The following is a 24,272-nucleotide window of genomic DNA, read 5'->3' on the forward strand; positions in this document are numbered from 1 at the left end:
GCCGGTGTCCTGGCAGGCTGGGACGGATGAGCACCGACGGCCTGTTCGACATCGACCCCGGGGGCGACGAGCGCGACACCGGTGACGGCGACGCCGTCCGCCCCGACGCGCCGCTCGCCGCGCGGATGCGCCCGCGCACCCTCGACGAGGTCGTCGGCCAGGCCGACCTGCTCACCCCCGGCGCGCCGCTGCGCCGCCTGCTCGACGGCGGTGCCGCGGCGTCGGTGCTGCTCTACGGCCCGCCCGGCACCGGCAAGACCACCCTCGCCCGGCTGATGGCCGGCGCCGGGGGAGCGGAGCGCCACTTCGTCGCCCTGTCGGCGCTCTCGGCCGGGGTGAAGGAGCTGCGGGCGGTCATCGAGGAGGCCCGCCGGCGTCGCGACCGCAGCGGCACCACCACGGTGCTGTTCATCGACGAGGTCCACCGCTTCTCCCGCACTCAGCAGGACGCCCTGCTCGGCGCGGTCGAGGACCGGCTCGTCCTGCTCGTCGCCGCGACCACCGAGAACCCGTCGTTCTCCGTCGTGTCCCCGCTGCTGTCCCGCTCCCTGGTGCTGCAGCTCCAGTCCCTGGGGGAGGACGACGTGCGCACCCTGCTCCGGCGCGCCGTGACCTCCGAGCGGGGCCTGAACGCGACCGTCGAGCTCGCCGAGGACGGGGAACAGGCACTGGTCCGGCTCTCCGCGGGCGACGGGCGTCGCGCGCTCACCGCGCTGGAGGCGGCCGCCGACGGTGTCCTCGGCGCCGGCGGCGAGCCGGTGATCGACCTCGCCGCCGTCGAGCGCGCCGTCACCGAGGTCGCCGTGCGCTACGACCGCGCGGGCGACCAGCACTACGACGTCATCAGCGCGTTCATCAAGTCCATCCGCGGCTCCGACCCCGACGCCGCCCTGCACTACCTGGCCCGGATGCTCGTCGCGGGGGAGGACGCCCGGTTCATCGCGCGCCGACTGATGATCCACGCCTCGGAGGACGTCGGGCTGGCCGACCCGACCGCGCTGCCCGCCGCGACCGCGGCCGCCCAGGTCGTGCAGCTCGTCGGGATGCCGGAGGCGCGGATCGCGCTCGCCCAGGTCACCGTGCACCTGGCGACCGCACCCAAGTCGAACTCCGTGATCACCGCGATCGACGCTGCGATGGCCGACGTCCGCTCCGGCAGGGTCGGGGGGGTACCCCCGCACCTGCGCGACGGCCACTACGCCGGCGCGCAGAAGCTCGGCAACGCCGTCGGCTACCGCTACCCGCACGACGACCCCGACGGCGTCCTGCGTCAGCAGTACCCGCCCGACGACGTCGTCGGCGTCGACTACTACGCGCCGTCCGGGCGCGGGCACGAACGCGTCCTCGCCGAGCGCCTGCCCAAGCTGCGCCGCGTCGTGCGCGGCACCCGGGACTGAGCCCGCGCGCTCAGCCGGTGGTCAGGGTCAGCCCGAGCGCCCCGGTCGCGGTGCGGATCGGGGTGAAGTAGCTGGTGCAGTTGCCCTCGCCGCCCGCGCCGGTGTGCACGCCCTGGGCCTGCCCGGACGAGGTGATGTAGGGGGCGCCGGAGTCGCCCTCCTGGGCGCACGCCGCCACCGAGGTCAGCCCGGACTGGCTCTGGCCCTCGAAGTTCACCGTCATGTCGGTGCGCTGGACCGTGCCGCAGGACCGCCCGCTGGTGGACCCGTACAGGCAGACCGTGGAGCCCACGGGCGCCGGACGGCTCCCGGCCACCCGGATCCCCGACACCGTCGCCGACACGCTGCCCGACTCGACCGCGATCGCGCCGACGTCCACCCCGCGGCCCGCGGTCTCGACCTCGGAGCCGATCGTCGAGCCGTCGGTGGCGTACCAGGACGACGAGCCCCGGGTGCAGTGCCCGGCGGTGATCAGCCAGTCGCTGCTGCCGTCGGAGGCGGCGAACCCGGCCGTGCAGCGGCGGGTCCCGTCGGTGATCGTGTCGCCCCCGCCGACCGCGGCCTGCCGGTGCGCCGGTGCCGCCACCCGCTCCACCCGCACCGCGGACGGGTCGAGACCGCCGGTCAGGCCCGCGGCCAGCGCGTCGGCCCCCGGCCCGTCGACGACGCTCACGACGACCTGCTCGGTGCGGGGGTCGACACCGTAGGAGTCCAGACCGGCGGGCATCCCCGTCGCGGTGCGCCCGGCCAGCGCCGAGAGCACCGCGGCCGGGTCGCGGCGCGGCTCGTCGCGCACCACCGGCGTCGCGCCGAGCGCGGTGACCAGCGGGGCGGCCGCGGCGTCCCAGGTGCCCACCATCAGCCGTCCGTCGGCCAGCCACGTCCCGGCCAGCGCGGGCCCGAGGGCCTCGGTCACCGCGGGCACCAGCGCCGCGGCCGCGTCCTCGCCGACCGTGACCAGGGGGAGCGCCGGGGCCGCGGTCGCCGGCACGGCCACCCCCACACCGATCGCGACGGTGCCGAGAGCGGCGAGCAGGAGGCGGTGCGGGCGACGCAGAGACACGAGCGGTCCTTCGGGCGAGCGGAGCGTGACACCCGGCCCAACGACGCTGCTCCGCCCGGGTCACGGCCCGCAGGCGGAGGACACCCCTCCGAAAGGGGTGGACGTCCGTCCGTGCCCGAGGTTGCCCCCATGAGGACCAAAGCCCCTACTGTCCGTCTACCTATACCGCAAATTGTGCATGTTGATTGACCCCGAAAGGGTGCACCGGAAGGGTTGATCGCAGGCCGGGGCGCGGCCGAGCGGACCTGCCGGCAGCGCCGACCACCACCGGCGGAGGACAGCGCGACAGTCGCACCGCCCGACCTCTCCTGGGTCGGACGGGCGGTGCCGGCGCCTGACGCGGCCCCCGGGTCGCGACTGAGGAGAGCTGGGCAGATGCACGACGGACCCGTGGCCATCGCGACCGCACCCGAGGACACCGCCGAGGAGGCCGACTCCCGGCAGGCGGCGGACCTCCTCCCGCCGGAGATGCTGGCCGCGGCCGTCGCCGGCGACGAGCGCGCGGTCGCGCTGCTCCTGGCGAAGGTGCACCCGCAGGTGGAGCGCTTCTGCCGGGCCCGGCTGGGCCGGCGCGAGACGATCCTCGGCTCGGCCGACGACGTCGCGCAGGACGTCTGCATGGCGGTGCTGGCCGTGCTCCCGGACTACCGGCCCTCGGGGATGTCGTTCCGGGCGTTCGTGTTCGGCATCGCCCGGCACAAGATCGCCGACGCGTTCCGGGCGATGGCCCGCAACCGCTGCGACGCCGTCGAGGAGCTCCCCGAGCGGCTCAGCCGCGAGGAGGACCCGGAGCAGGTGGTGCTCGACGCCGAGCGCAACGACCGCCTGTCCGAGCTCATGGGCCTGCTCGGCCCGCGCCAGGTCGAGATCCTCACGCTGCGCATCGCGGTCGGGCTGACCGCGGAGGAGACCGCCGACGCGCTCGGCTCCACCCCCGGCGCGGTCCGCGTCGCCCAGCACCGCGCGCTGCAGCGGCTGCGCCGCGAGCTCGAGGACCGCGCGTCCCGCCGGGCCGGTGTCCGGGTCGTCGCCGTCCCCGCTCCGCGGACCCCCGTCCACACCCCCCGGGTCCTCGTCCCCGCGCCGCGGACCCCCCTCGACGCCCCGCTGCCGGTCGCCGTCTGACCGGGGCGTGACGGCGGACCCGCCGGCCCTCCGGTCGACCCCCCGGACCGGGAGCACGGCGGGACCCGCAGACGGCCGGTGCCGGTGCGCTCGGGCGCGCACCGGCACCGGCCGTTCCCTCCTCCGGGTGCCGGTAACCTGGCACGACCGGCCTCCCGCGGCGTCCCCACGCCGCGCGGCCTACGGTGTGGCGCGGGCGCAGGGCGCCCGCCCCGTCGCCGACCCGTCGCCAGCCGTACCCGTCACGAGAGACCCACCGGTGCAGACCCACGAGATCGTCCGTCGTTTCACCGCCCACTTCGAGAGCAACGGGCACACGCCCGTCCCCAGCGCCTCGCTGATCCTCGAGGACCCGCAGCTGCTGTTCGTCAACGCGGGCATGGTGCAGTTCAAGCCGTACTTCCTCGGCGACGTCCCCGCGCCCTACCCGCGCGCGACGTCGATCCAGAAGTGCGTCCGCACCCCGGACATCGACGAGGTCGGCAAGACCACCCGGCACACCACGTTCTTCCAGATGGCCGGGAACTTCTCCTTCGGCGACTACTTCAAGCGCGGCGCCATCGAGTTCGCCTGGTCGCTGATCACCCGCAGCCAGGACGAGGGCGGCTACGGCTTCGACCCCGAGATCATCTGGGTCACCGTCTACCACGACGACGACGAGGCCATCGCGCTCTGGAAGGAGATCGCCGGCCTGCCCGAGGAGCGTATCCAGCGCCGCGGCGGCGACGACAACTACTGGGACATGGGCGTCCCCGGCCCCGGCGGCCCCTGCTCGGAGATCTACGTCGACCGCGGCCCGGAGTTCGGCGCCGAGGGCGGCCCCGAGGCCGACGAGGACCGCTACCTCGAGATCTGGAACCTCGTCTTCATGCAGGACGAGCGCGGCGCGCTGTCCCCGAAGAAGGGGCACCCGCCGATCGGCACCCTGCCGCACAAGAACATCGACACCGGGATGGGTGTCGAGCGGGTCGCGTTCCTGCTCCAGGGCGTCAACAACGTCTACGAGACCGACCTCGTCCGCCCGGTCATCGCCAAGGCCGAGGAGCTGTCCGGGAAGCGCTACGGCGCGGGTGGCCCGGAGGGCGAGATCGACGACGTGCGCTTCCGCGTCATCGCCGACCACGCCCGCTCGTCGCTGATGATCGTCGGCGACGGCGTCACCCCCGGCAACGAGGGCCGCGGCTACGTGCTGCGCCGGCTGCTGCGCCGCATCGTGCGCTCGGCCCGGCTGCTGGGCGTCACCGGGCCGTGCCTGGGCGAGTTCGCCGCCGTCGTCCGCGACACCATGGCGCCGACCTACCCCGAGCTCGCCACCGACTTCGAGCGGATCTCCGCGGTCATCCGGGCCGAGGAGGACACCTTCCGCGCCACGCTGACCGCCGGCGAGCGGATCTTCGAGGGCGCGGTGTCCCGCGCCCGTTCCGCCGGCAGCGACACCCTGCCCGGTGACCAGGCGTTCGCGCTGCACGACACCTACGGCTTCCCGATCGACCTGACGCTGGAGATGGCCGCCGAGGCCGGGCTCACCGTCGACCGGGAGCGCTTCACCGCGCTGATGGACGAGCAGCGCTCGCGGGCCAAGGCCGACGCCGCCGGGCGCAAGGTCGGCTTCGTCGACGCCTCGGTCTACCGCGCCGTCCTCGACACCCACGGCGCCACCGACTTCCTCGGCTACCAGACGCTGCAGTCGGAGTCCCGGGTCGTCGGGCTGCTGCGCGACGGCGCCACCGTGCCCGCCGCCCACGAGGGCGAGCAGGTCGAGGTGCTGCTCGACCGCACCCCGTTCTACGCCGAGGCCGGCGGCCAGCAGGCCGACACCGGCGTGCTGCGCGGCGCGTCCTTCGAGGTCCGGGTGGACGACGTCCAATCCCCGGTCGCCGGGCTGCGGGTGCACCGCGGCGTCGTCACCGCCGGCACCGTGACCCTCGACGCCGAGGTCGTCGCCGAGGTCGACCGCACCCGTCGGTCCGCGATCTCGCGCGCGCACACCGCCACCCACCTCGTGCACGCCGGGGTCCGCGGCGCGCTCGGCAGCGCCGCCGCCCAGGCCGGGTCGCTCAACGCTCCGGGCCGGCTGCGGTTCGATTTCACCTCCCCGACCGGGGCCGTGCCGCCCGCGGCGCTGGTCGAGATCGAGGAGGAGGTCAACTCGGTCCTGCAGGAGGACCGGGAGATCCAGACCTACGAGACCTCCATCGACGAGGCCCGCACGCTCGGCGCGATGATGCTGTTCGGCGAGAAGTACGGCGACCGCGTGCGCGTGGTCGACATGGGCGACTACTCGCGCGAGCTGTGCGGTGGCACCCACGTCGGGCGCACCGGCGAGCTCGGCCTGGTCCGGGTGCTGTCCGAGGCCTCCATCGGCTCCGGGGTGCGCCGCGTCGAGGCGCTGGTGGGGCTGGACGCCTTCAAGCACGCCACCACCGAGCACCTGCTGGTCAACCAGCTCGCCGACCAGCTCAAGGCCCGTCCGGAGGAGCTGCCGGAGCGGATCAACGGGATCGTCGAGCGGCTGCGGACCGCCGAGCGCGACCTGGAGAAGCACCGCGCCGACGCCGTCCTGGCCTCGGCCGGGGCGCTCGCCCAGCAGGCCGAGGACCTCGACGGGACCGCCCTGGTCGCCGTCACCGCGCCGGACGGTGTCGGTGGCAACGACCTGCGGACCCTCGCCGCCGACGTCCGCGGCAAGCTGGGCGACCGGCCCGGTGTGGTCGTGCTGTTCGGCGTCGACGGGGAGAAGGTGTCCTTCGTCGTCGCCACCACGAAGGCGGCCCGGGACAACGGGATCGCCGCCGGGAAGCTGATCGGGGAGTTCGCCGCGGCCGTCGGCGGGCGCGGCGGCGGCAAGCCCGACCTCGCCCAGGGCGGTGGCACCGACCCGGCCGGGATCGACGCCGCGGTGCAGAAGCTGCGCGCCGCGCTGCGTCCGTGACCCCCACCCGCGGGCGGCGCCTGGGCATCGACGTCGGCGCCGTCCGCGTCGGGGTCGCGATGTGCGACCCGGACGGGATCCTCGCGACCCCGGTCGAGACCGTGCCCCGCGACGCCGAGGGCGGCGCCGACGTGCGCCGGATCGCCGCGCTGGTGGCCGAGCACGACGTCGTCGGCGTCGTGCTCGGGCTGCCCCGGAACCTGCGCGGCGAGGACGGCCCGGCCGCCGTCGCCGCACGGGAGTTCGCCGCCGCGCTGGAGGCGGGGCTCGCCGCGGCCGGCTGCGCGGTCCCGGTCGAGCTCACCGACGAGCGGATGACGACCGTCGTCGCGACCCGGCAGCTGGCCGGGCGCGGCGTGCGCGGCCGCAAGCAGCGTGCGGTCATCGACCAGCAGGCCGCGGTGGCCATCCTGCAGGGCTGGCTGGATACCACCCGCGGAACCTGATCACCGTGACCGGGGGTGACCACGGGCCGGGCCCGCGGCGGATACCCTCGACCGCGTGACCGGCGCCGGCGAGAACGACGTGACGTCCCGGGGCCCGATGTGAGCGTGACCGCGGGGCCCGTACGGCACCGTCCGACCCCGGTGCACTTCCGGCGGCGGCGGCTCGCCCTGCTGGGGTCGGCGCTGCTGGCCGGCGCGGTGCTCGTCGCCGTCGGCCTGTACCTGCGCGGTGCCGACGACTACGCCGGCTCCGGCAGCGGTTCGGTCGTGGTGCGCGTCGAGTCCGGCGACACCACCAGCGCGATCGGGGAGACCCTGGTCGGGCTGGACGTGGTGAAGTCCCGGGCCGCGTTCGTCGAGGCCGCCGCCGAGGAGCCCGACATCCAGCGGGTCCAGCCCGGCTACTACGAGCTCCGCTCGCAGATGTCGGGCGACTCCGCGGTCGAGGGGCTGCTCGACCCGGAGCGGCGTGTCGGGTTCTTCGACGTCAAGGGCGGCGTCCAGCTCGACGACACCCGCGCCCCGGACGGCACCGTCTCCCCGGGCGTGCTGTCCCAGATCTCCCGCGCCACCTGCCTCGGCACCGCGGACGGCGACGCCCGCTGCACCGACGTCGACGCGCTGCGCGCCGCGATGGCCGACGCCGACCCGGCCGCGATCGCCGTCCCCGAGTGGGCCCGCGCGGGCTACCGGGCGGCCGCCCCCGGACGCCGGATGGAGGGCCTGGTCGCCCCCGGGCCGTACGACCTGGACCCGCGCGGCACCCCGGAGCAGGTGCTGCGCCAGGTGCTCACCGCGTCGGCGACCAGGCTGGCGGCCGCCGGGCTGGGCGGGGAGAACGCCTACCGCACCCTCGTCCTCGCCTCCGTCGTGGAGAAGGAGGCGCTCGTCCCCGACATGCCGAAGGTGGCCCGGGTGATCGAGAACCGGCTCGCGGTGAACCAGCGTCTGGAGATGGACTCCACCGTCAACTACCCGCTCGACGTGCAGGCGCTGCGCACCACGGCTGAGGCCCGCGGCACCCCCGGGCCGTACAACACCTACCTCAACACCGGGCTGCCGCCGACGCCCGTCGCCTCGGTGTCCACCGCGGCGCTCTCGGCCGCTGAGAAGCCGGCCGCGGGCCCGTGGCTGTTCTTCGTGCGGTGCACCACCGAGGGCGCCTCCTGCTTCGCCACGACCTACCCCGAGCACCTCGGCAACGTCGACCGCGCCCGCGCCGCCGGAGCGTTCTGACCCATCACCGGGCGCGCATGCAACCTGGGCCCAACCCGTGACGGCGCTCACCCCCCGCCGGTAGACCGGGACCTGACAGCGACGTCAGGCGAGAGGAGCCAGCGATGCGTGCGGTCGTCTACCGGGGACCCGGGGACCTCGACATCACCGACGTGCCCGAGGGCGAGGTGGGTCCCGGCGAGGTCCGGCTCAAGGTCGGGTTCAACGGCATCTGCGGCTCGGACCTGCACGAGTACTACGCGGGCCCGATCTTCATCCCGAACGGGGAGAAGCACCCGCTGACCGGCCGCGAGCTGCCGCTGACCCTCGGCCACGAGTTCTCCGGGACCGTCGTCGAGATCGGGTCCGGGGTCGAGGGCGTCACCGAGGGCGACCGGGTCGCGGTGATGCCGCTCTACACCTGCGGGACCTGCTCACGCTGTTCCGAGGGCCGCTACAACGTGTGCGCGCAGATCGGCTTCCACGGGCTGATGGCCGACGGCGGCATGGCCGAGACGACGGTCGTCCCGGCGCACATGCTGCACCCGCTGCCGGAGAACGTGTCGCTGGAGATGGGCGCGCTCGTCGAGCCCATGGCCGTGGCCTACCACGCGGCCAAGCTCGGCGGGGTGAACCCGGGCGACACCGCGCTGGTGTTCGGCGCCGGGCCGATCGGGATCGGCCTGTGGTTCGCGCTGCGCGGCATGGGCGTGGAGAAGGTCCGCGTCGTCGAGCCGTCGGCGACCCGGCGCGGCGCGATCGAGCGGCTCGGCGCGCACACCCTCGACCCGACCGCCCAGGACGTGCCGGCGATCGTGGCGGAGACGACGAACGGCCGCGGCGCCGACGCCTGCTACGACGCCGCGGGCGTGGCCCCGGCCGTCGCGACCGCGCTGGACTCGCTGGGGGCGGGCCGCCCGATGGTCAGCGTCGCGATCTACGAGACGCCGCTGGTGACCCCGCTGCTCAACCTGGTCCTCGGCGAGTCCCGCATCCAGGGCTCGCTCTGCTACACCCACGAGGACTACCGGGCAGTGATCGAGCTGATGGCGAACGGCCACTACGACACCACCGGCTGGATGGAGAAGATCGCCATGCGTGATGTCGTCGAGGAGGGCTTCGAGGCGCTGCACGCGGGCCGGAAGATGAAGGTCCTGGTCGACCCGTCCCTGGCCTGAGCGGGGGTCACTGCCCCCAGAAGCCCTCCGGCGGCCGGGGCGAGGGTGCGGCGCACGCGTCGGTGACGACGCCCGCGCCGCGCCCGAGGGCGCGGGTGTCGGCGTCGTCGAGCACCCGGGCCGGGAACGGGTCCCCGGCCGCCCGGCGGGTCACCCCGGGCACCGGCAGCTCCCGGTCCGACGCGGCCAGCACGAGGTTGCCGAACCGGCGCCCGTGCAGCACGTCCGGGGCGGCGACGAGCGCGAGCTCGGCGAACGCCGCCCCGGCCGTCGCGATCTGGCCGGGCAGGAACGGCCAGGGGGCGCCGTCGCCGAGGTTCGCCACGTGCATCCCGGTCGGCGCGAGCACCCGGCGGACGGCGGTGAGGAACTCCGCCGTCGTGACCTGGGCCGGGGTGCGGGCCCCGGCGAACACGTCGACGACCACGACGTCGAACGAGGCCGGTGCGAACCGGCCCAGGGTGGCGCGCGCCTCCCCGGTGACCACGGCCAGCCCGTCGGCGACCCCCGGGCCCGGCAGCCGGTGGGCGACCAGGGCGGCCAGCTCGCCGTCGAGCTCGACGACGGTCTGGGCCGACCCGGGGCGGGTCGCGGCGACGTAGCGGGCCAGCGTCCACGCCCCGCCGCCCAGGTGCAGCACCCGCAGCGGCACGGCGGGCGGCGCGGCGAGGTCGACGAGGTGGGCGATCCGGCGGACGTACTCGAACTCGAGGTGCTCGGGGTCGTCGAGGTCGACGTGGGACTGGGCGGTCCCGTCGAGCAGCAGCGTCCACGACGACGGCCGCGCCGCGTCCTGCACCAGCTCGGCGACACCGTGGTCGACCTCGGCGCGGACCACCGCCCCGGCCCGGCGGTCACCCTGCGGCGCACTGGAACCCATTCCGGTCATCCTGCCCGCGCCCGGCGGGTTGTCCACAGGCGGGCAACCCGTCGGTCCGGACGGCGTCGCGGCCCCCAGGATCGGGATATGAGCCTCGTCGTCCCCGCCGCCGCCCTGGGTCTCGTCGCCGGGGCGGGCACCCGGTGGCTGCTGGTCCGGCTGCCGCGCGGGGCGCCGGTCCCGGTGGGGTGGTGCGAGGCGGGGCTCGCGGCGTGCTGGGCGGCGGTCGCGCTGGCGGTGCAGGCCGGGCGGCTGGACCCGCGGTGGGCGGCGCTGCTCGCGGCGCTGTCCTGGCTGGCCGTCGCCGGGTCGGCGACCGACCTGCTGGTCCGGCGGCTCCCGAACGCGCTGACGGTGCCCGCACTCGGGCTGGTGCTGGTCGCGCTCGTCCCGGCCGGGAGCGGCGCCGTGCAGCGCGGCGTGGCCGGGTCGGTCCTGCTCGGCGGCGCCTACCTGGTGGTGCACCTGGTCTCGCCGCACGCGATGGGCGGCGGCGACGTGAAGCTGGCCGCCCCGGTGGGGGCCGCGGCCGCCGGTGCGGGGTGGGCGCTGCTCCCGGTGGTCGCGGTGGGCGCCGCGGTCGCCTCGGCGGCGGTGGCGCTCGTCGCGGTCGTGGCCGGCCGGGCCGGGTGGGGGAGCAGGCTCCCGCACGGGCCGGTGCTGCTCGGGGTGGCGCTCGCCGTCGTCGCGGTGGCCGTACCGGGGCCCCGGATCCCCGGGTGAGAGGATGGTCGCCGTGCTGCGATGGATCACCGCCGGGGAGTCCCACGGTCCGGCCCTGGTGGGCGTGCTGGAGGGCATGGTCGCCGGGGTCTCGGTCACCACCAAGGAGCTGCAGGCCGAGCTGGCCCGCCGCAAGCTCGGCTACGGCCGCAGCCCGCGGATGGCGTTCGAGGCCGACGAGCTGGAGGTCATCGGCGGCCTGCGGCACGGCGTCACCCAGGGCGGGCCGGTCGCGGTCCGCATCGCCAACACCGAGTGGCCCAAGTGGGAGACGGTGATGGCCGCCGACCCGGTGGACCCGGAGCTGATCGCGAACCGGGCCCGCAACGCGCCGCTGACCCGGCCCCGCCCCGGCCACGCCGACCTCGCCGGCATGACCAAGTACGGCTTCGACGAGGCCCGCCCGGTCCTGGAGCGCGCCAGCGCCCGCGAGACCGCCGCCCGCGTCGTGCTCGGCACCGTGGCCAAGGCGTTCCTGCAGCAGGCCCTCGGCGTGACGATCGTGTCCCACGTCGTGGGCATCGGCGCCGTCGACGCCCCGGACGACGAGCCGCTGCCCGGCCCCGCCGACCTCGACCGCATCGACGCCAACCCGGTGCGCGCCTTCACCGACGCCACCGGCGCCGCGATGGCTGCCGAGATCGACGCCGCGCACGACGCCGGCGACACCCTCGGCGGGGTCATCGAGGTCATCGCCTACGGGATGCCGGTCGGCGTCGGCACCTACGTGCAGGCCGACCGCCGGCTCGACGCCCGGCTCGCCGCCGCGCTGATGGGCATCCAGGCGATGAAGGGCGTCGAGATCGGCGACGGCTTCCGCACCGCGCACCGCCGCGGCTCCGTCGCCCACGACGAGATGGTCCCCGCCGGCTCGCCCGGGCAGGGCCCGGCGGGCACCGTCCCGGTCACCCGGCTCACCAACCGGGCCGGCGGCATCGAGGGCGGCATGACCAACGGCGAGCCGGTCCGGGTCCGGGTCGCGATGAAGCCCATCTCCACCGTGCCGCGGGCGCTGCGCACGATCGACACCACCACCGGCGAGGAGGCCACCGCCATCCACCAGCGGTCCGACGCCTGCGCCGTGCCGCGTGCCGGGGTCGTCGTCGAGACGATGGTGGCGCTGGTGCTGGCCCAGGCCGCGCTGGAGAAGTTCGGCGGCGACTCGCTCGACGAGACCCGCCGCAACCTCGCCTCCTACCTGGCGGGGCAGCGGTGACCGCGCCGGCCCCCACCCCGGCCCCCGATGCCGAGGGCCGCCCCTGGGTGGTGCTCGTCGGCCCGCCCGGGTCCGGCAAGAGCACGGTCGGCTCGCTGCTCGCGCAGCGGCTCGGCCTGACCTTCGCCGACACCGACGCCGCGATCGTCGCGCGCATCGGCAAGCCGATCGCGGAGATGTTCGTGCAGGAGGGCGAGGCCGCGTTCCGCGCGCTGGAGCGCGAGGTCGTCGCCGAGCAGCTGCGGGCCGGGCACGGCGTCCTCGCCCTCGGTGGCGGCTCGGTCCTGGCCGCCGAGACCCGCGCGCTGCTCGTCGGGCACCGCGTCGTCGCCCTGGAGGTGGATCTCGCCGACGGGATGCGCCGCACCGGGATGTCCACCGCGCGCCCGCTGCTGGCCGGGGTGAACCCGCGCGCGACGTTCCGGGCGCTGCTCGCCGAGCGGGCCCCGCTCTACGCCGAGGTCGCCACCGTGGCCGTCACGACGGTGCGCCGCAGCCCCAACCAGGTCGTCGCCGCCGTGCTGGCCGGGCTCGGGCACGGCCCGTCCGCGCTGCCCGAGGCGTCCCCGGACGCCGCCGACCCGTTCGACCGGCCCACCCCGCGCCAGGACTCGACACTGCCGGCGCCCGGCTTCGGCTCGCCGCAGGACGGCACCGGCACCGAGCGGGCGGAGGCCCGATGAACGACACGTCCGGCACCACCGAGTCCGACGGCTCGGTCCGCATCGACGTCCGCACCGAGGCGCCCTACCCGGTGTTCGTCGGCGCCGGGGTGGCCGCGCGGCTGGCCGAGGTCGTCGCCGGCACCGGGGCGGGCCGGGTCCTCGTGCTGCACCCGCCGACGCTCGCCGACCGCGCCGGCGCCGCCCGCGCCGAGCTGGCGGCGGCCGGTCTGGCCGCGGCCACCCACGAGGTGCCCGACGCCGAGGACGGCAAGTCCCTGGCCTCGCTGGCCGACTGCTGGGACGCCTGCGCCCGGGCCGGACTGACCCGGGCCGACGTCGTCGTCGGGTTCGGCGGGGGAGCGGTCACCGACCTCGCCGGGTTCGTCGCCGCCACCTGGATGCGCGGGGTGCGGGTCGTGCACGTCCCGACCACGCTGCTCGCGATGGTCGACGCCGCCGTCGGCGGGAAGACCGGCATCAACACCGCCGCCGGGAAGAACCTGGTCGGCGCCTTCCACGAGCCGTCCGCGGTGCTCGTCGACCTCGACACGCTGCGCACGCTGCCGCGTCCCGAGCTCGTCGCCGGGTCCGCGGAGGTGTGGAAGGCCGGGTTCATCGCCGACCCGGTCATCCTCGACCGCGTCCGCGCCGACCCGGCCGCCGCGCTGGACCCGGCCGGGCCGGTGCTGGCCGAGCTGGTGCGCCGCGCGATCCGGGTGAAGGCCGACGTCGTCGGGGCGGACCTGCGCGAGTCGCACCTGCGGGAGATCCTCAACTACGGCCACACCCTCGGCCACGCGGTGGAGCGCCGCGAGCGCTACCGGTGGCGGCACGGCAACGCCGTCGCGGTCGGCCTGGTGTTCGCCGCCGAGCTGGCCCGCGCCGCGGGGCGGCTCGACGACGCCACCGCCGACCTGCACCGCGAGGTGCTGGAGCTGGTCGGGCTGCCGACGCGCTACGAGCCCGGCGTGCTCGACGAGCTGACCGAGACCATGCGCGGGGACAAGAAGTCCCGGGCCGGGACGCTGCGGTTCGTCGTCCTCGACGGGCTCGCGGAGCCCGGCCGCCTGGAGGGCCCGGACGCGGGCCTGCTCGCGACCGCGTACGCGGCGATCAGCGGCTGAGGTGGCGGTCCGGGCGGGGGTCGCGCACGCCCGCCGGGCCGCCGACCGCTACCGCCACCTGCGCGGCAACCACCTGTCCGCCGCGGTCGCGTTCTACACCGTGATCGCGGCGGTGCCGCTGCTGCTCGTCCTGTTCTTCGCCCTCGGGCTGCTCGTGTTCTGGCGCACCACCTCCCGCGACGACCTGGTCCTCGCCGTCGAGGCGGCGTTCCCGGCCGGGCTGACCGACGCCGTCGCCCCCGCCGTCGAGGCCGCGGCCGACCGCAGCGGGTCGCTCGTCGGGATCGGCGCGCTCGGGGTGCTGTGGGCCGGGTCGACGTGGACGTCGTACCTGCGGGAGGCGCTGTCGGCGCAGTTCCGGCTGCCCGCCGAGTGGATCGTCTCGCCGCGCCGGGTCCTGTGGGACCTGGGCGCGCTGGCCGTGCTCGGCGCCGCCGTCCTCGCCTCGGTGGTGGTGACGTTCGCCGTGACCGGGCTGGCCGGGTTCACCCTGGAGCTGGTCGGCGTCCGCGACGCGCTCGGCGGCCGGGTCGCGCTGCGGGTGCTCGGCGCCGTCGTGGTGCTGGTCCTGGACTGGGCCGTGTTCTGCTTCGTGCTGGCCCGGCTGCCGCGCCGGCCGGTCCCGCTGCGCCGGGTCGTGCGCCCCGCCGCCGTCGGCGCGGTCGCGCTGGAGCTGCTCAAGCTCGGGGTCGCGCTGGTCGTCGGCGTCGTGTCCGACACCGCGGGCGGTGCCGTGTTCGGCACCGTGCTCGCGACACTGTTCTTCCTGTTCCTGCTGTCGCGGCTGCTGGTGTTCTCCGCGGCGTGGATCGCGACCGACGGGACCGACCCCGCACCCCGGTCAGAGGCCGACGTCGTCGAGGACCCGGCGCAGCGGGTCCGGTAGCGCCCGCAGATCCAGCTCGGCGGCGAACAGCGCGCCGTAGCGGACCTTGCGCCCGGAGCGCGCCGAGAGGAACCGGCGCAGGTTCTCGTCGGCGCCGCGGCCGCGGCGGCCGGGCTGACGGGCCAGGGCGTGCAGCGCGGCGAGCTCACCGCAGGCGTCGAGGACGGCGTGCACCCGCGCGGTGCCGAGCGCGCGCAGCAGCTCGTCCTCCAGGTCGGCGTCGCACACCCGGACCGGCACCGCCGCCCCGGCGACCCGGCGGCAGTACGCCGCGGCGCCGGCGTCGCACAGCACGGCGACCCGGTCCGCGTCGGCCGGGGCGAGGGCCGCCAGCGCGGTGCCCAGGTTGGTGTAGCCGTGCAGGACGACGATCGCCACGTCGCCGGGCGGGGTGCCGCGGCGCCGCGCGAGGGTCTCGAGCACCGCGGCGTCGCTGGCCCCCTCGACGAGCACCACCGCGGCCGGGGTCACGGTCCGGCCGTCATGACCCGAACGCGGCCACGAACTGCTCGGCCGAGGTCGCCCGGTAGACGGTGTTGGTGGCCCGCACGTCGTCGAGCGGGGCGTTCGACGCCGGCGAGTACCGGTGCCCCGGGTAGACCGTCGGGTTGCCCTTCAGCGCCGCCAGCTGCTGCAGCGAGTGGTACATCTGCGCGGTGTCGCCGCCCGGGAAGTCGGTGCGCCCGCAGCCCTGCAGGAACAGCGTGTCCCCGGCGACGAGCCGGTCGCCGTCCGGGCCGGGCACCAGGAAGCACTGGCTGCCCGGGGTGTGGCCGGGGGTGTGCAGCAGCCGGATCGCGACGTTCCCGACCGCGACGACGTCGTCGTGGTCGTGCGGGGTCAGGTCGGTCGCCGAGAGCCCGGTCACCCGGGTCACGTAGTCGGCCTCGGCGCGCTGCACGTGGATCGGCACCGGGTGCGACCCGACCAGCTGCGCGACCCCGACGAGGTCGAAGCCCATCATCGTGCCGCCGACGTGGTCGGGGTGGTGGTGCGTGGCGAGCACCCCGGTCAGGCGCATGCCGTCGGCGTCGAGGGTCGCGAGCAGCTCGTCGGGGGAGTAGGCCGGGTCGACGACGACCGCCTCGCGGGTCTCGTCGTCGCCGATCAGGTAGGAGAAGTTGACCATCTGGGTGGCCACCGGGTCACCCACGGCGTAGTCCTGGCCCGACAGCAGCTGGCGGAAGTAGAGACCCATGGCCGCGACCCTAGACATAGGGTTCGGGCCATGTCCCACCCCGCCCGGCGCGACACCCTGCGCGCCCTGCTCCCCGCCGCCGGACTGGACGCACTGCTGGTCACCGACCTGCTCGACGTCCGGCACCTGACCGGGTTCACCGGCTCCAACGCCGCCGCGGTGATCGCCGCCGACCCGGGCGACGACCTGCTCTGCACCGACGGGCGCTACCGCGTCCAGGCCGCGGAGCAGTGCCCCGACCTGGAGGTCCTCGTCGACCGGCCGAGCGCGCCGGCCGCCGCGGCCCGGGTCCCCGCCGGGCTGACCCTGGGCTACGACTCGGCGACGCTGACCGTCGACGGGCTGGCCGCGGTCCGCGACGCCGTCCCCGGCCGCAGGCTGCGCCGCGCCCCCGGCCTGGCCGGGCGGCTGCGCGCGGTCAAGGACGTCGGCGAGGTCGAGCGGATCGCCGCGGCCTGCGCGCTGGCCGACACCGCGCTGCGCGCCCTGCTCGACGACGGCGGCCTGCGCCCGGGCCGCACCGAGGCCGACGTCGCGCTCGACCTCGACGACCGGATGCGCCGCCTGGGCGCCGACGGCCCCGCCTTCGACACCATCCTCGCCGCGGGCCCGCACTCCGCGGTGCCGCACCACCGCCCCACCGGGACCGAGCTGCGCCGCGGCGACCTCGTCAAGATCGACTTCGGGGCGGCGCTGGACGGCTACCACTCCGACACCACGCGCACGTTCTGCCTGGGCCCGGCCGCGGACTGGCAGCGTGAGCTGCACGCCCTGGTCGACGCCGCCGCCGCGGCCGGGCGGGCCGCGCTCGTCGACGGGGCGTCGGTGACCGCCGTCGACGCGGCCGCCCGGGACGTGATCACCGCCGCCGGGCACGGCGGACGGTTCCCGCACGGCCTCGGGCACGGGGTCGGGCTCGCGGTGCACGAGCCGCCGTGGCTCGGGATCACCGCCACCGGGCGGATCGACGCCGGCAACGTCGTGACCGTCGAGCCGGGCGTCTACCTCGACGGACGGGGCGGGGTGCGGATCGAGGACACCCTGCACGTCGTCGCGGGCGGCCCGGCCGTGCCGCTGACCGGGCTGCCCCGCGAGCTCATCGAGATCTGAGCGCCTCCCGCCACGGCACGGTCGCCCCGATCCGCAGCACCGACCGCTCGTAGACCCGGGCGCCCGCCTTCGCGAGCAGGGCCAGGACCACCAGCATGACCAGGGCCGACCCGGCGACGTGCCAGGCGGTCGCCGACCCCTCGGCGATCATCAGCGGCATCAGCATCGCCGGGAACGGCGGGATCCAGGACAGCACGTCGAGCACCGCGGAGTCGGGCGAGCTCATGTACCAGAACGAGACGCCGTACATCGCGAACAGCACCATCATCAGCGGCCCGGTGGTGGTGTTGACGTCCTCCTGGCGCGAGACCAGCGACCCGGCGGCGGCGTAGAGCACCGCGAAGAACGCGTAGCCGAGGACGAACCAGCCCAGCGCCGCGCCGAACACCCCGAGCGCGGTGCCGGTGATCGTCAGCAGCCCGGTGGCGAGCCCGGCGCCGATGCCGACGACGCCGTAGACCAGCAGCTGCACCAGCCCGACCGCGCCGATGCCCAGCACCTTGCCCCACAGCAGGTGCAGCGGGCGGATCGTCGACAGCAGCAGCTCCACCACGCGGCTGGACTTCTCCTCGACCACGCCCATGGCGACGGTGAGGCCGAAGCCCACGATCTGCATGAACATCACGATCAGCACGACGAACGACAGCGCGGTCCGCTGCCCGGCCTCGGGGTCGGCGGGGTCGAGCGCGTCGACGGTGAGCCCGGCGGGCGGGGTCGCGGCGGCCAGCTCGGCCGAGGTGAGGCCCACCGTCGCCAGTGCGGCCGCGGTGGCCCGGTCGGCGAGCGCGGCGTCGAGCACCGCGCGGGTCGCCGACGGCACCTCGGAGTCGACGACGGCGACCGCGCCCGCCGGGCCGTCCGCGGTCAGGGCGACGTCGAGGTCCCCGGCGGCGACGGCGTCGCGCCCGGCGGCCGCGGACGGCACCTCCCGGACCTCGACGGGCAGGCCGAGCCGCTCCCCGGCGGTCGTGACCGCCGCGGCGAGCGAGGCGTCCCCGGCCACCCCGACGGTGGGCCGGTCGTCGCCGCCGGAGCCGAACACCGCGTAGGCGACCATGCCGCCGACGATGACCAGCACCATGATCGCGTTGCTGATCCAGAAGCTGCGCTTGTGCACCTGCACCCGGAACTCGCGACGCGCGACGAGCGCGACCGCGCGGTGCGCGGGCAGGGTGGCGGACCCGGTCATGCGACGACCTCCCGGTACAGATCGGTCAGGGACGGCGTGGTGACGGTGAAGCCGCGCACCGGCCCGGTGGCGAGCGCCGCGGCGAGGACCCGCTGGTCGTCGGCGCCGTCGCCGAGCGCCAGGACGGTGCGGCCGCGGTCGTGGGCGAGCACGGTGACCCCGGGCAGGCCCTGCGCCCAGCCGGGCGCGGCGGCAGGGGCGTGGACCTCCAGCCGGGTGCCGCCACCGCGGCGCACCTCGCCGACGGTGCCGACGGTCCGCATCCGGCCGGCGACGAGGATCCCGACCCGGTCGCACAGCCGCTGCACCAGGTCGAGCTGGTGGCTGGAGAACAGCACCGGCACCCCGGCGCGGGCCTTCTCCCGCAGCACCTCGCTCATCACGTCGACGGCGACCGGGTCCAGCCCGGAGAACGGCTCGTCGAGCACCAGCACCGCCGGGTCGTGCACGAGCGCGGCGGCCAGCTGCACGCGCTGCTGGTTGCCCAGGCTGAGCGCGTCGACGGTGTCACCGAGCCGGTGGTCGACGCCGAGCTGCTCGGCCCAGCGCAGCACCGCCCGGCGCGCCGCGGCCCGGTCGACGCCGTGCAGCTCGGCCAGGTAGGTGAGCTGCTCGCCGACCTTCATCTTCGGGTACAGCCCGCGCTCCTCGGGCATGTAGCCGATCGTGCGGCGCACGTCGAGGTCGACCGGGCGCCCGCCGAGGCGGACCTGCCCGGAGTCCGCCGCCAGCACCCCGAGGGCGATCCGCATGGTCGTCGTCTTCCCGGCGCCGTTGGAGCCGACGAAGCCGAAGATCTCGCCCGGGCGGACGTCGAAGCTCACCCCGTCCAGGGCGACGGTGCCGCCGTAGCGCTTGGTCAGCGCGTCGATCTCGAGCGTCGCGCCGGTGCCGGTCACCGGCCCGGCCCGGAGCTGCTGCTGCTGTGCTGTCATCGGTCCCTCCCCGCTCGTGGGGGCCGACGCTACGAGCCGGGTGCCCCCTCGCGGATCGGCGCGCAGGACGAGATCGGCGACGCGGCGGGGTCGTCCTCGCGGACGAGCGGGCTGCGGGGCAGCACCGCGCGGACCGTCCACCCCGGACCGTCGCCGGGGCCGGTGTACAGGTCGCCGCCGAGCAGCGCGACCCGTTCCCGCATGCCGAGCAGGCCCAGGCCGGAGCCGGTGCCGTCGGGCCGGTGGCCGGGCACCGGGCCGTCGTCGCCGACCTCCACGACGACGGGCTCGTCGGCGCCGCCCTGGGTGACCCGCACCCGGGTGGGGGTGGGCCCGGCGTGGCGCAGGGTGTTGGTCAGGGCCTCGGTGACGATGCGCCGGGCGAACAGCTCCGCCTCGCCGGGCGTCTCCGCCGGAGAGCCCTCGACCGTCACCGTGACCGGCAGACCCGCCGAGCGGGACGGCGCGACCAGCACCTCCAGCGCGGCGGGGGACAGGTCCGCGCCGTCCGGGTCCGGACCCAGGTCGGCCAGCGCGGGCAGCGCCTCGGCGACCCGGCGGACCGAGTCGGCGATGTGCCCGAGCGCCTCGGCGCGCGCCGCCGGGTCGGCGGCGAGCCGCGCGGCCCCGGCCTGCACCGCCACCGCGGAGACGTGGTGGGCGACGACGTCGTGCAGGTCGCGGGCCACACGCAGGCGTTCGCGGGTGAGCGCGTCGCGCACGCCCGCCTCGGTGAGCGCGCGCCGCCGGGCCGCGGTGTCGAGCCGGTGGTGGCGGACCGCGACCCCGGCCGCCCACAGCGGCACCACGGCCAGGAAGTTCAGCACCACCACCGACTCCGGGTAGCCGAGCCGGTCCCACACCCCCGTCAGGACACCCCCGGCGACGACGACGAGCGTCGACACCACCACGGCCACCGCGGACGTCACGACCGGCGCCGCCGTCGCCGCGCCCCAGACCAGCAGGATCCAGGCCGACTCGGCGAACACGTTCGAGCCGTCGAGGAGGCCCGCGGCGAGCGACCCGGCCCCGGCGAGCAGCAGCGCCGGCACCGGGGCGGTCCGCCACCAGGCGACGAGTGCGAACTGCGCCACCACGACGACCGCCGCGGCCGGGTTCCGCCAGGGCAGCGCCAGCATGCGCAGGAACCCGTCGACGACCGGCTGCCCGGTGTCCAGGCCGGCCACCGGGGCGACCAGCGCCCCCATCAGCAGTGCCGGGACCACGAACGCGACGAGCGCCCACAGCCCGGCCCGGTCGGGTAGCGGCAGCCGGCGCCGCCGCGGGGGTGCGGCGGGCACCGGCACCGCGGCGGCGACGGGCCCCGGCTCGGCGGCGGCGGGCGCGCGGAGCACGCCCAGGACCCGGCGCATCGCGGCCAGCACCGACCGGGCCCGCTCCCGCACGGCCCGCAGGTCGGCCTCGGTCGCGCCGGGGCCCAGCGCCCCGGCCTGGGCGACCAGGCCGCGCAGACCGCTGAGCACCCCGCCGCCGATCTCCTCGGCGATCCGGGACCGCTCGGCGTCCAGCGCGGTGCCGTGCCGCAGCCGGTCGGTCTCGGCCCGTTCCCGGTCGGCGCGCAGCGCGGCGGACCGGCTCCAGCGCCCCGCGACGGCGGCGATTACCAGCAGCGGCGCCACCACCACCGAGCCGCCGACGAGCATCCCCGCCTCGGTCGCCGGATCCGGCGACACCGGGACGCGCAGCAGCCCGGCCAGGCCGAGCGCACCGAGCCAGGGCAGCGTCACCCAGGCCGCCGCGCCGACCGGTCCGCGCTGCGGAGCCCGCGCGACGGAGAAGGCCAGCAGCGGCCACAGCAGCGCCGCGAACCCGCCGAGGAACGCCATCGCCGGGGCGGCGAGCACGGCCAGGACCAGGTAGGCGCGCCGCGGCCGGTGGCGGCGCAGCAGCACGGTGGCGGCCATCGCCAGGCTCAGCACCGCCGCCAGCGCCACGGACAGCGGCGGGGCCAGCCGGTGGGCGTAGCCGGGGATCTCCAGGACCAGGGCGGTGACCAGCTCCTGGGCGACCAGGATCAGCGCCAGCACCGCCAGCGCGACGTCTCCGGCGCGGGTGCCGGGCAGCGGGGTGGGGGCGGCGGGACCGTCCGGGCCGGGCTCAGCCGTCGGCACCGGCCGCTCCCACCAGCCCGTGCTCGTAGGCGAACACCACCAGCTGCACCCGGTCGCGCAGCCCCAGCTTGGTGAGCAGGTTCGAGACGTGGGTCTTGACCGTCGTGCCGCCCAGCACCAGCCGGTCGGCGATCTCGGCGTTGGACAGCCCGGCGGCGACCAGCCCGAGCACCTCCCGCTCCCGCTCGGTCAGCCCGGCCGCGGGCCCGGCCGGGGCGGGCGGGTCGGCCGGGACGAACGAGCCGACGAGCCTGCGGGTGACCGACGGCGCGAACAGCTCGTGCCCGGCGTGCACGGTGCGGACCGCGACCTGGAGGTCCTCCGGCTCGACGTCCTTCAGCACGAAGCCGGACGCGCCGGCCCGCAGCGCGTCGTAGACGTGGCGGTCCAGGTCGAAGGTCGTCACCACCAGCACGCGGATGCCGGGGTCGCGCAGCGCGCGGATCCGCCGGGTCCCCTCGATGCCGTCGGTTCCGGGCATCCGGACGTCCATCAGCACGACGTCCGGGCGCAGGGTCTCGGCCAGCTCGGCGGCCTCCGCGCCGTCCCCGGCCTCCCCGACGACGTCGATGTCCGGCGCCGCCGCCAGCACCGTCCGCAGCCCCGCCCGCACCACCGCCTGGTCGTCGGCCACCACCACCCGCACCGTCATGGCGCCCATCCTGGCAGGTCGCCCGCCCCTCGGGCGGGCCGGTGAACCGGGTGGCGGTACCCTGACCGACGCACGAATCCGAGATCCGAGCAGGAGAGCGCGCACGTGGCGACCACGAACGACCTGAAGAACGGCCTGGTCCTGAACATCGAGGGCCAGCTGTGGACCGTGACGGCGTTCCAGCACGTCAAGCCCGGCAAGGGCGGTGCGTTCGTTCGCACCACGCTGAAGAACGTGATGTCCGGGAAGGTCGTGGACCGGACCTTCAACGCGGGCACCAAGGTCGACACCGCGACGGTGGACCGCCGCGACATGACCTACCTGTACCGCGAGGGCACCGACTTCGTCTTCATGGACGGCGACACCTTCGACCAGATCCCGATCCCGGAGAAGGCCGTCGGCGACGCCGCGCGCTACCTGCTGGAGAACGCCTCCGCCCAGGTGTCGCTGCACGAGGGGGAGCCGCTGTTCATCGAGCTCCCGACCTCGGTCGAGCTGGTCATCTCCCACACCGACCCGGGCCTGCAGGGTGACCGCTCCACCGGCGGCACCAAGCCCGCGACCCTGGAGACCGGCGCCGAGATCCAGGTGCCGCTGTTCCTGGAGAGCGGCACCAAGGTCAAGGTCGACACCCGGGACGGCCGTTACCTCGGCCGCGTGAGCTGAGGTGCGCGCACGCACCAAGGCCCGTAAACGGGCACTGGACATCCTCTTCGAGGCCGAGGCACGCGGTGAGGACGCTCTGTCCGTGCTCACCGCGCGCCGCGAGACCGACGACGCGCCGCCCGTGCAGGACTACGCGGCGCGGCTCGTCGAGGGCGTCGCCACCCACCGGGACCGGATCGACCAGCTGATCGCCGAGCACGCCGAGGGCTGGGACGTCGACCGGATGCCCGCGGTCGACCGCGGCCTGCTGCGGCTCGGGATCTACGAGCTGCTGTGGGTCGACGACGTCGACGACCCGGTCGCGATCACCGAGGCCGTCGAGCTGGCCCGGACGCTGTCGACCGACGACTCCCCGCGCTACGTCAACGGGGTGCTCGGGCAGATCTCCGACATCGCCGAGCACCTGCGCGCGACCCTCTGACCAGGGCCTGAACGCACGAAGGGCGGTGGCCGGGGGACTGTGCAGACCCCGGCCACCGCCCGACCGGTCGCGTCACCCTTCCCCTGGGACGCGGCCGGTGGAACAGATCATCCCACGTGCTGCCCGGGACGCGCCTCGGGCGGGAGCACTCCCCAGTCGATGAGCTGGTCGGTCAGCTCGCCGGGGGACATGTCGTAGATGATCGCGAGCGAACGCAGGTCCTCGGCGCGGATCGAGAGCACCTTGCCGTTGTAGTCGCCGCGCTGGCTCTGGATGGCCGCGGCGTAACGGGCCAGGGGCCCGACCTTGTCCGCGGGGAGCTGCTGCAGCCGCTCCAGGTTGATCACGATCTTCGTCGCGGGCTCGCTGCCGGAGGGGATGCGGCCCTCGGGGAGCAGCTCGGCCACCGGGACGCCGTAGAAGTCGGCCAGCTCGGCCAGCTTCTGCACGGTGACCGCACGGTCCCCGCGCTCGTAGGAGCCCACGACGACCGCCTTCCAGCGTCCGCCCGACTTCTGCTCGACGCCGTGCAGGGAGAGCCCCTGTTGCTGCCTGATCGCCCGGAGCTTGCCCCCGAGCGCCTTGGCGTAGTCGCCCATCGATCTCCTCGTTCCTGACGGTCCGTACCGGTGTGGCCGGACCGGCCGGTCACCGGCGGTGCACCGGTCCGTTGTCGCGCCTGCCGCGTCGTCGCCCCTGTGGGTGGTCCCGTTCGAGGCGGCAGCTCCGGCGGGGGCCGGCGTCCCGACCGTCCCGCGCGTCGCGGCGCTGCTGCACGCGTGCTGATTGATACGGAGAGTAATCCTCCGGGTCCGGTCCGGCACCGTCAAGTTCGACCCCCTGCTCGGGGGGTTGACGAGCGGTTTCCCACACGAACGGGGCAGTCCACGTCCCTCGTCAGCGGTAGCGCAGGGTGTGGGTCCGCGATCCCACCACCCGCCCCTGTGGGTGCGCATGGGCAGAATCGGGTATCGCAAGGTGTCGCACCGGTCCGCAGTCGACCATCGCGCATCGTGACGGGAACGTGACCTCGAACGAGTGACGCGGCTGTGGCGCGGCTCGCGGTGTGACGCGCTGCGGCGGGCCCGCGCGGACACCCGCCGGGTTGCTAGGTTGGCG

General features: G+C 75.8%; 22 protein-coding genes and 1 pseudogene. 14 read left to right on the forward strand and 9 right to left on the reverse strand.

Translation table 11 applies throughout. From position 1 onward, the window contains the following. Positions 1 to 26 precede the first annotated feature (26 nt). Positions 27 to 1,397, forward strand: coding sequence for a replication-associated recombination protein A (locus KPL60_RS04275; RefSeq protein WP_226364979.1), 1,371 nt, complete (start codon positions 27 to 29; stop codon positions 1,395 to 1,397). A 10-nt stretch (positions 1,398 to 1,407) separates the two neighbouring features. On the opposite strand, the gene KPL60_RS04280 is transcribed toward KPL60_RS04275, so the two are convergent. Continuing rightward, on the reverse strand, positions 1,408 to 2,460 hold the full coding sequence (locus KPL60_RS04280) for a S1 family peptidase (protein WP_226364980.1): 1,053 nt from the start codon (positions 2,458 to 2,460) through the stop codon (positions 1,408 to 1,410). 468 nt (positions 2,461 to 2,928) lie between these two features. On the opposite strand from KPL60_RS04280, the pseudogene shbA reads away from it, so the two are divergent. The 5 genes and pseudogenes from shbA to KPL60_RS04305 form a co-directional block, all read left to right on the forward strand. Next, a pseudogene (shbA, locus tag KPL60_RS04285) lies at positions 2,929 to 3,450 on the forward strand (RNA polymerase sigma factor ShbA); the annotation flags it as partial. A gap of 394 nt (positions 3,451 to 3,844) precedes the next feature. Continuing rightward, entirely contained in the window at positions 3,845 to 6,517 is a 2,673-nt protein-coding gene (gene alaS / locus KPL60_RS04290) for an alanine--tRNA ligase (protein WP_226357350.1), read from the forward strand. Beyond that, positions 6,514 to 6,963: a Holliday junction resolvase RuvX gene (ruvX, locus tag KPL60_RS04295; RefSeq protein ID WP_208826928.1), complete on the forward strand. Its 450-nt coding sequence runs from the start codon at positions 6,514 to 6,516 to the stop codon at positions 6,961 to 6,963. Before alaS ends, ruvX begins: the two co-directional genes overlap by 4 nt. Before the next feature lie 141 nt (positions 6,964 to 7,104). Beyond that, complete coding sequence (gene mltG, locus KPL60_RS04300) at positions 7,105 to 8,199, forward strand: endolytic transglycosylase MltG (protein WP_226357348.1); 1,095 nt, start codon at positions 7,105 to 7,107, stop codon at positions 8,197 to 8,199. A 104-nt stretch (positions 8,200 to 8,303) separates the two neighbouring features. Next, the gene (locus KPL60_RS04305) at positions 8,304 to 9,356 is read left to right on the forward strand and encodes a 2,3-butanediol dehydrogenase (protein WP_226364981.1); all 1,053 of its coding nucleotides are present in this window, start codon (positions 8,304 to 8,306) and stop codon (positions 9,354 to 9,356) included. Between the two features lie 7 nt (positions 9,357 to 9,363). Here the strand turns inward: KPL60_RS04305 and KPL60_RS04310 are convergent, their stop codons facing one another. Then, positions 9,364 to 10,236 carry a spermidine synthase gene (locus KPL60_RS04310; RefSeq protein WP_224402313.1) on the reverse strand — a complete coding sequence of 291 codons (873 nt, stop codon included), beginning with the start codon at positions 10,234 to 10,236 and terminating at the stop codon, positions 9,364 to 9,366. An 87-nt stretch (positions 10,237 to 10,323) separates the two neighbouring features. On the opposite strand from KPL60_RS04310, the gene KPL60_RS04315 reads away from it, so the two are divergent. The 5 genes from KPL60_RS04315 to KPL60_RS04335 are packed head-to-tail and all read left to right on the forward strand — an operon-like array spanning position 10,324 to position 14,850. Continuing rightward, positions 10,324 to 10,959, forward strand: coding sequence for an A24 family peptidase (locus tag KPL60_RS04315; RefSeq protein ID WP_226364982.1), 636 nt, complete (start codon positions 10,324 to 10,326; stop codon positions 10,957 to 10,959). 13 nt (positions 10,960 to 10,972) lie between these two features. After that, positions 10,973 to 12,175 carry a chorismate synthase gene (gene aroC / locus KPL60_RS04320; RefSeq protein ID WP_226357345.1) on the forward strand — a complete coding sequence of 401 codons (1,203 nt, stop codon included), beginning with the start codon at positions 10,973 to 10,975 and terminating at the stop codon, positions 12,173 to 12,175. Beyond that, complete coding sequence (locus tag KPL60_RS04325) at positions 12,172 to 12,858, forward strand: shikimate kinase (RefSeq protein ID WP_308016650.1); 687 nt, start codon at positions 12,172 to 12,174, stop codon at positions 12,856 to 12,858. Before aroC ends, KPL60_RS04325 begins: the two co-directional genes overlap by 4 nt. After that, positions 12,855 to 13,964, forward strand: a complete 1,110-nt coding sequence (aroB, locus tag KPL60_RS04330) for a 3-dehydroquinate synthase (protein ID WP_226364983.1) — start codon at positions 12,855 to 12,857, stop codon at positions 13,962 to 13,964. Before KPL60_RS04325 ends, aroB begins: the two co-directional genes overlap by 4 nt. A gap of 1 nt (position 13,965) precedes the next feature. Beyond that, positions 13,966 to 14,850 carry a YhjD/YihY/BrkB family envelope integrity protein gene (locus tag KPL60_RS04335; RefSeq protein WP_226364984.1) on the forward strand — a complete coding sequence of 295 codons (885 nt, stop codon included), beginning with the start codon at positions 13,966 to 13,968 and terminating at the stop codon, positions 14,848 to 14,850. On the opposite strand, the gene KPL60_RS04340 is transcribed toward KPL60_RS04335, so the two are convergent. Both KPL60_RS04340 and KPL60_RS04345 read right to left on the reverse strand, forming a co-directional pair. Further along, complete coding sequence (locus KPL60_RS04340) at positions 14,806 to 15,321, reverse strand: hypothetical protein (RefSeq protein ID WP_226364985.1); 516 nt, start codon at positions 15,319 to 15,321, stop codon at positions 14,806 to 14,808. The two genes, KPL60_RS04335 and KPL60_RS04340, sit on opposite strands and share 45 nt — an antisense overlap. Positions 15,322 to 15,331: 10 nt before the next feature. After that, a complete protein-coding gene (locus KPL60_RS04345) occupies positions 15,332 to 16,048 on the reverse strand; it encodes an MBL fold metallo-hydrolase (protein ID WP_226364986.1) in 717 nt (238 codons plus the stop codon). Positions 16,049 to 16,078: 30 nt separating this feature from the next. Between KPL60_RS04345 and KPL60_RS04350 the strand changes: the two genes are divergently transcribed. Further along, entirely contained in the window at positions 16,079 to 17,158 is a 1,080-nt protein-coding gene (locus KPL60_RS04350) for a Xaa-Pro peptidase family protein (protein ID WP_226364987.1), read from the forward strand. Here KPL60_RS04350 and KPL60_RS04355 read toward each other — a convergent pair. The 4 genes from KPL60_RS04355 to KPL60_RS04370 are packed head-to-tail and all read right to left on the reverse strand — an operon-like array spanning position 17,145 to position 22,066. Continuing rightward, a complete protein-coding gene (locus tag KPL60_RS04355) occupies positions 17,145 to 18,347 on the reverse strand; it encodes an ABC transporter permease (protein WP_226364988.1) in 1,203 nt (400 codons plus the stop codon). The genes KPL60_RS04350 and KPL60_RS04355 overlap by 14 nt on opposite strands. Further along, entirely contained in the window at positions 18,344 to 19,282 is a 939-nt protein-coding gene (locus KPL60_RS04360) for an ABC transporter ATP-binding protein (protein WP_226364989.1), read from the reverse strand. Before KPL60_RS04360 ends, KPL60_RS04355 begins: the two co-directional genes overlap by 4 nt. 29 nt (positions 19,283 to 19,311) lie before the next feature. Then, the gene (locus KPL60_RS04365; protein ID WP_226364990.1) at positions 19,312 to 21,414 is read right to left on the reverse strand and encodes a histidine kinase; all 2,103 of its coding nucleotides are present in this window, start codon (positions 21,412 to 21,414) and stop codon (positions 19,312 to 19,314) included. Then, entirely contained in the window at positions 21,401 to 22,066 is a 666-nt protein-coding gene (locus KPL60_RS04370; RefSeq protein WP_073574688.1) for a response regulator transcription factor, read from the reverse strand. Before KPL60_RS04370 ends, KPL60_RS04365 begins: the two co-directional genes overlap by 14 nt. Positions 22,067 to 22,171: 105 nt before the next feature. Here KPL60_RS04370 and efp point away from each other — a divergent pair, with 105 nt between their 5' ends. Both efp and nusB read left to right on the forward strand, forming a co-directional pair. Further along, positions 22,172 to 22,732: an elongation factor P gene (gene efp / locus KPL60_RS04375; protein WP_073574689.1), complete on the forward strand. Its 561-nt coding sequence runs from the start codon at positions 22,172 to 22,174 to the stop codon at positions 22,730 to 22,732. 1 nt (position 22,733) lies between these two features. Continuing rightward, on the forward strand, positions 22,734 to 23,153 hold the full coding sequence (gene nusB / locus KPL60_RS04380; protein ID WP_100877619.1) for a transcription antitermination factor NusB: 420 nt from the start codon (positions 22,734 to 22,736) through the stop codon (positions 23,151 to 23,153). Positions 23,154 to 23,260: 107 nt separating this feature from the next. On the opposite strand, the gene KPL60_RS04385 is transcribed toward nusB, so the two are convergent. Beyond that, positions 23,261 to 23,752: a transcriptional regulator gene (locus KPL60_RS04385; protein ID WP_020625790.1), complete on the reverse strand. Its 492-nt coding sequence runs from the start codon at positions 23,750 to 23,752 to the stop codon at positions 23,261 to 23,263. Positions 23,753 to 24,272: the final 520 nt, after the last annotated feature.

This window comes from Pseudonocardia sp. ICBG162 (genome assembly GCF_020496225.1).
Lineage (GTDB): Bacteria > Actinomycetota > Actinomycetes > Mycobacteriales > Pseudonocardiaceae > Pseudonocardia > Pseudonocardia alni.

Coding starts and splice junctions, on each gene's coding strand:
- KPL60_RS04350 (WP_226364987.1), top strand. CDS start 16,079: ATGTCCCACCCCGCCCGGCGCGACACCCTGCGCGCCCTGCTCCCCGCC.
- KPL60_RS04385 (WP_020625790.1), bottom strand. CDS start 23,752: ATGGGCGACTACGCCAAGGCGCTCGGGGGCAAGCTCCGGGCGATCAGG.
- KPL60_RS04305 (WP_226364981.1), top strand. CDS start 8,304: ATGCGTGCGGTCGTCTACCGGGGACCCGGGGACCTCGACATCACCGAC.
- aroB (WP_226364983.1), top strand. CDS start 12,855: ATGAACGACACGTCCGGCACCACCGAGTCCGACGGCTCGGTCCGCATC.
- KPL60_RS04275 (WP_226364979.1), top strand. CDS start 27: ATGAGCACCGACGGCCTGTTCGACATCGACCCCGGGGGCGACGAGCGC.
- KPL60_RS04315 (WP_226364982.1), top strand. CDS start 10,324: ATGAGCCTCGTCGTCCCCGCCGCCGCCCTGGGTCTCGTCGCCGGGGCG.
- KPL60_RS04355 (WP_226364988.1), bottom strand. CDS start 18,347: ATGACCGGGTCCGCCACCCTGCCCGCGCACCGCGCGGTCGCGCTCGTC.
- KPL60_RS04370 (WP_073574688.1), bottom strand. CDS start 22,066: ATGACGGTGCGGGTGGTGGTGGCCGACGACCAGGCGGTGGTGCGGGCG.
- KPL60_RS04310 (WP_224402313.1), bottom strand. CDS start 10,236: ATGGGTTCCAGTGCGCCGCAGGGTGACCGCCGGGCCGGGGCGGTGGTC.
- KPL60_RS04360 (WP_226364989.1), bottom strand. CDS start 19,282: ATGACAGCACAGCAGCAGCAGCTCCGGGCCGGGCCGGTGACCGGCACC.
- KPL60_RS04345 (WP_226364986.1), bottom strand. CDS start 16,048: ATGGGTCTCTACTTCCGCCAGCTGCTGTCGGGCCAGGACTACGCCGTG.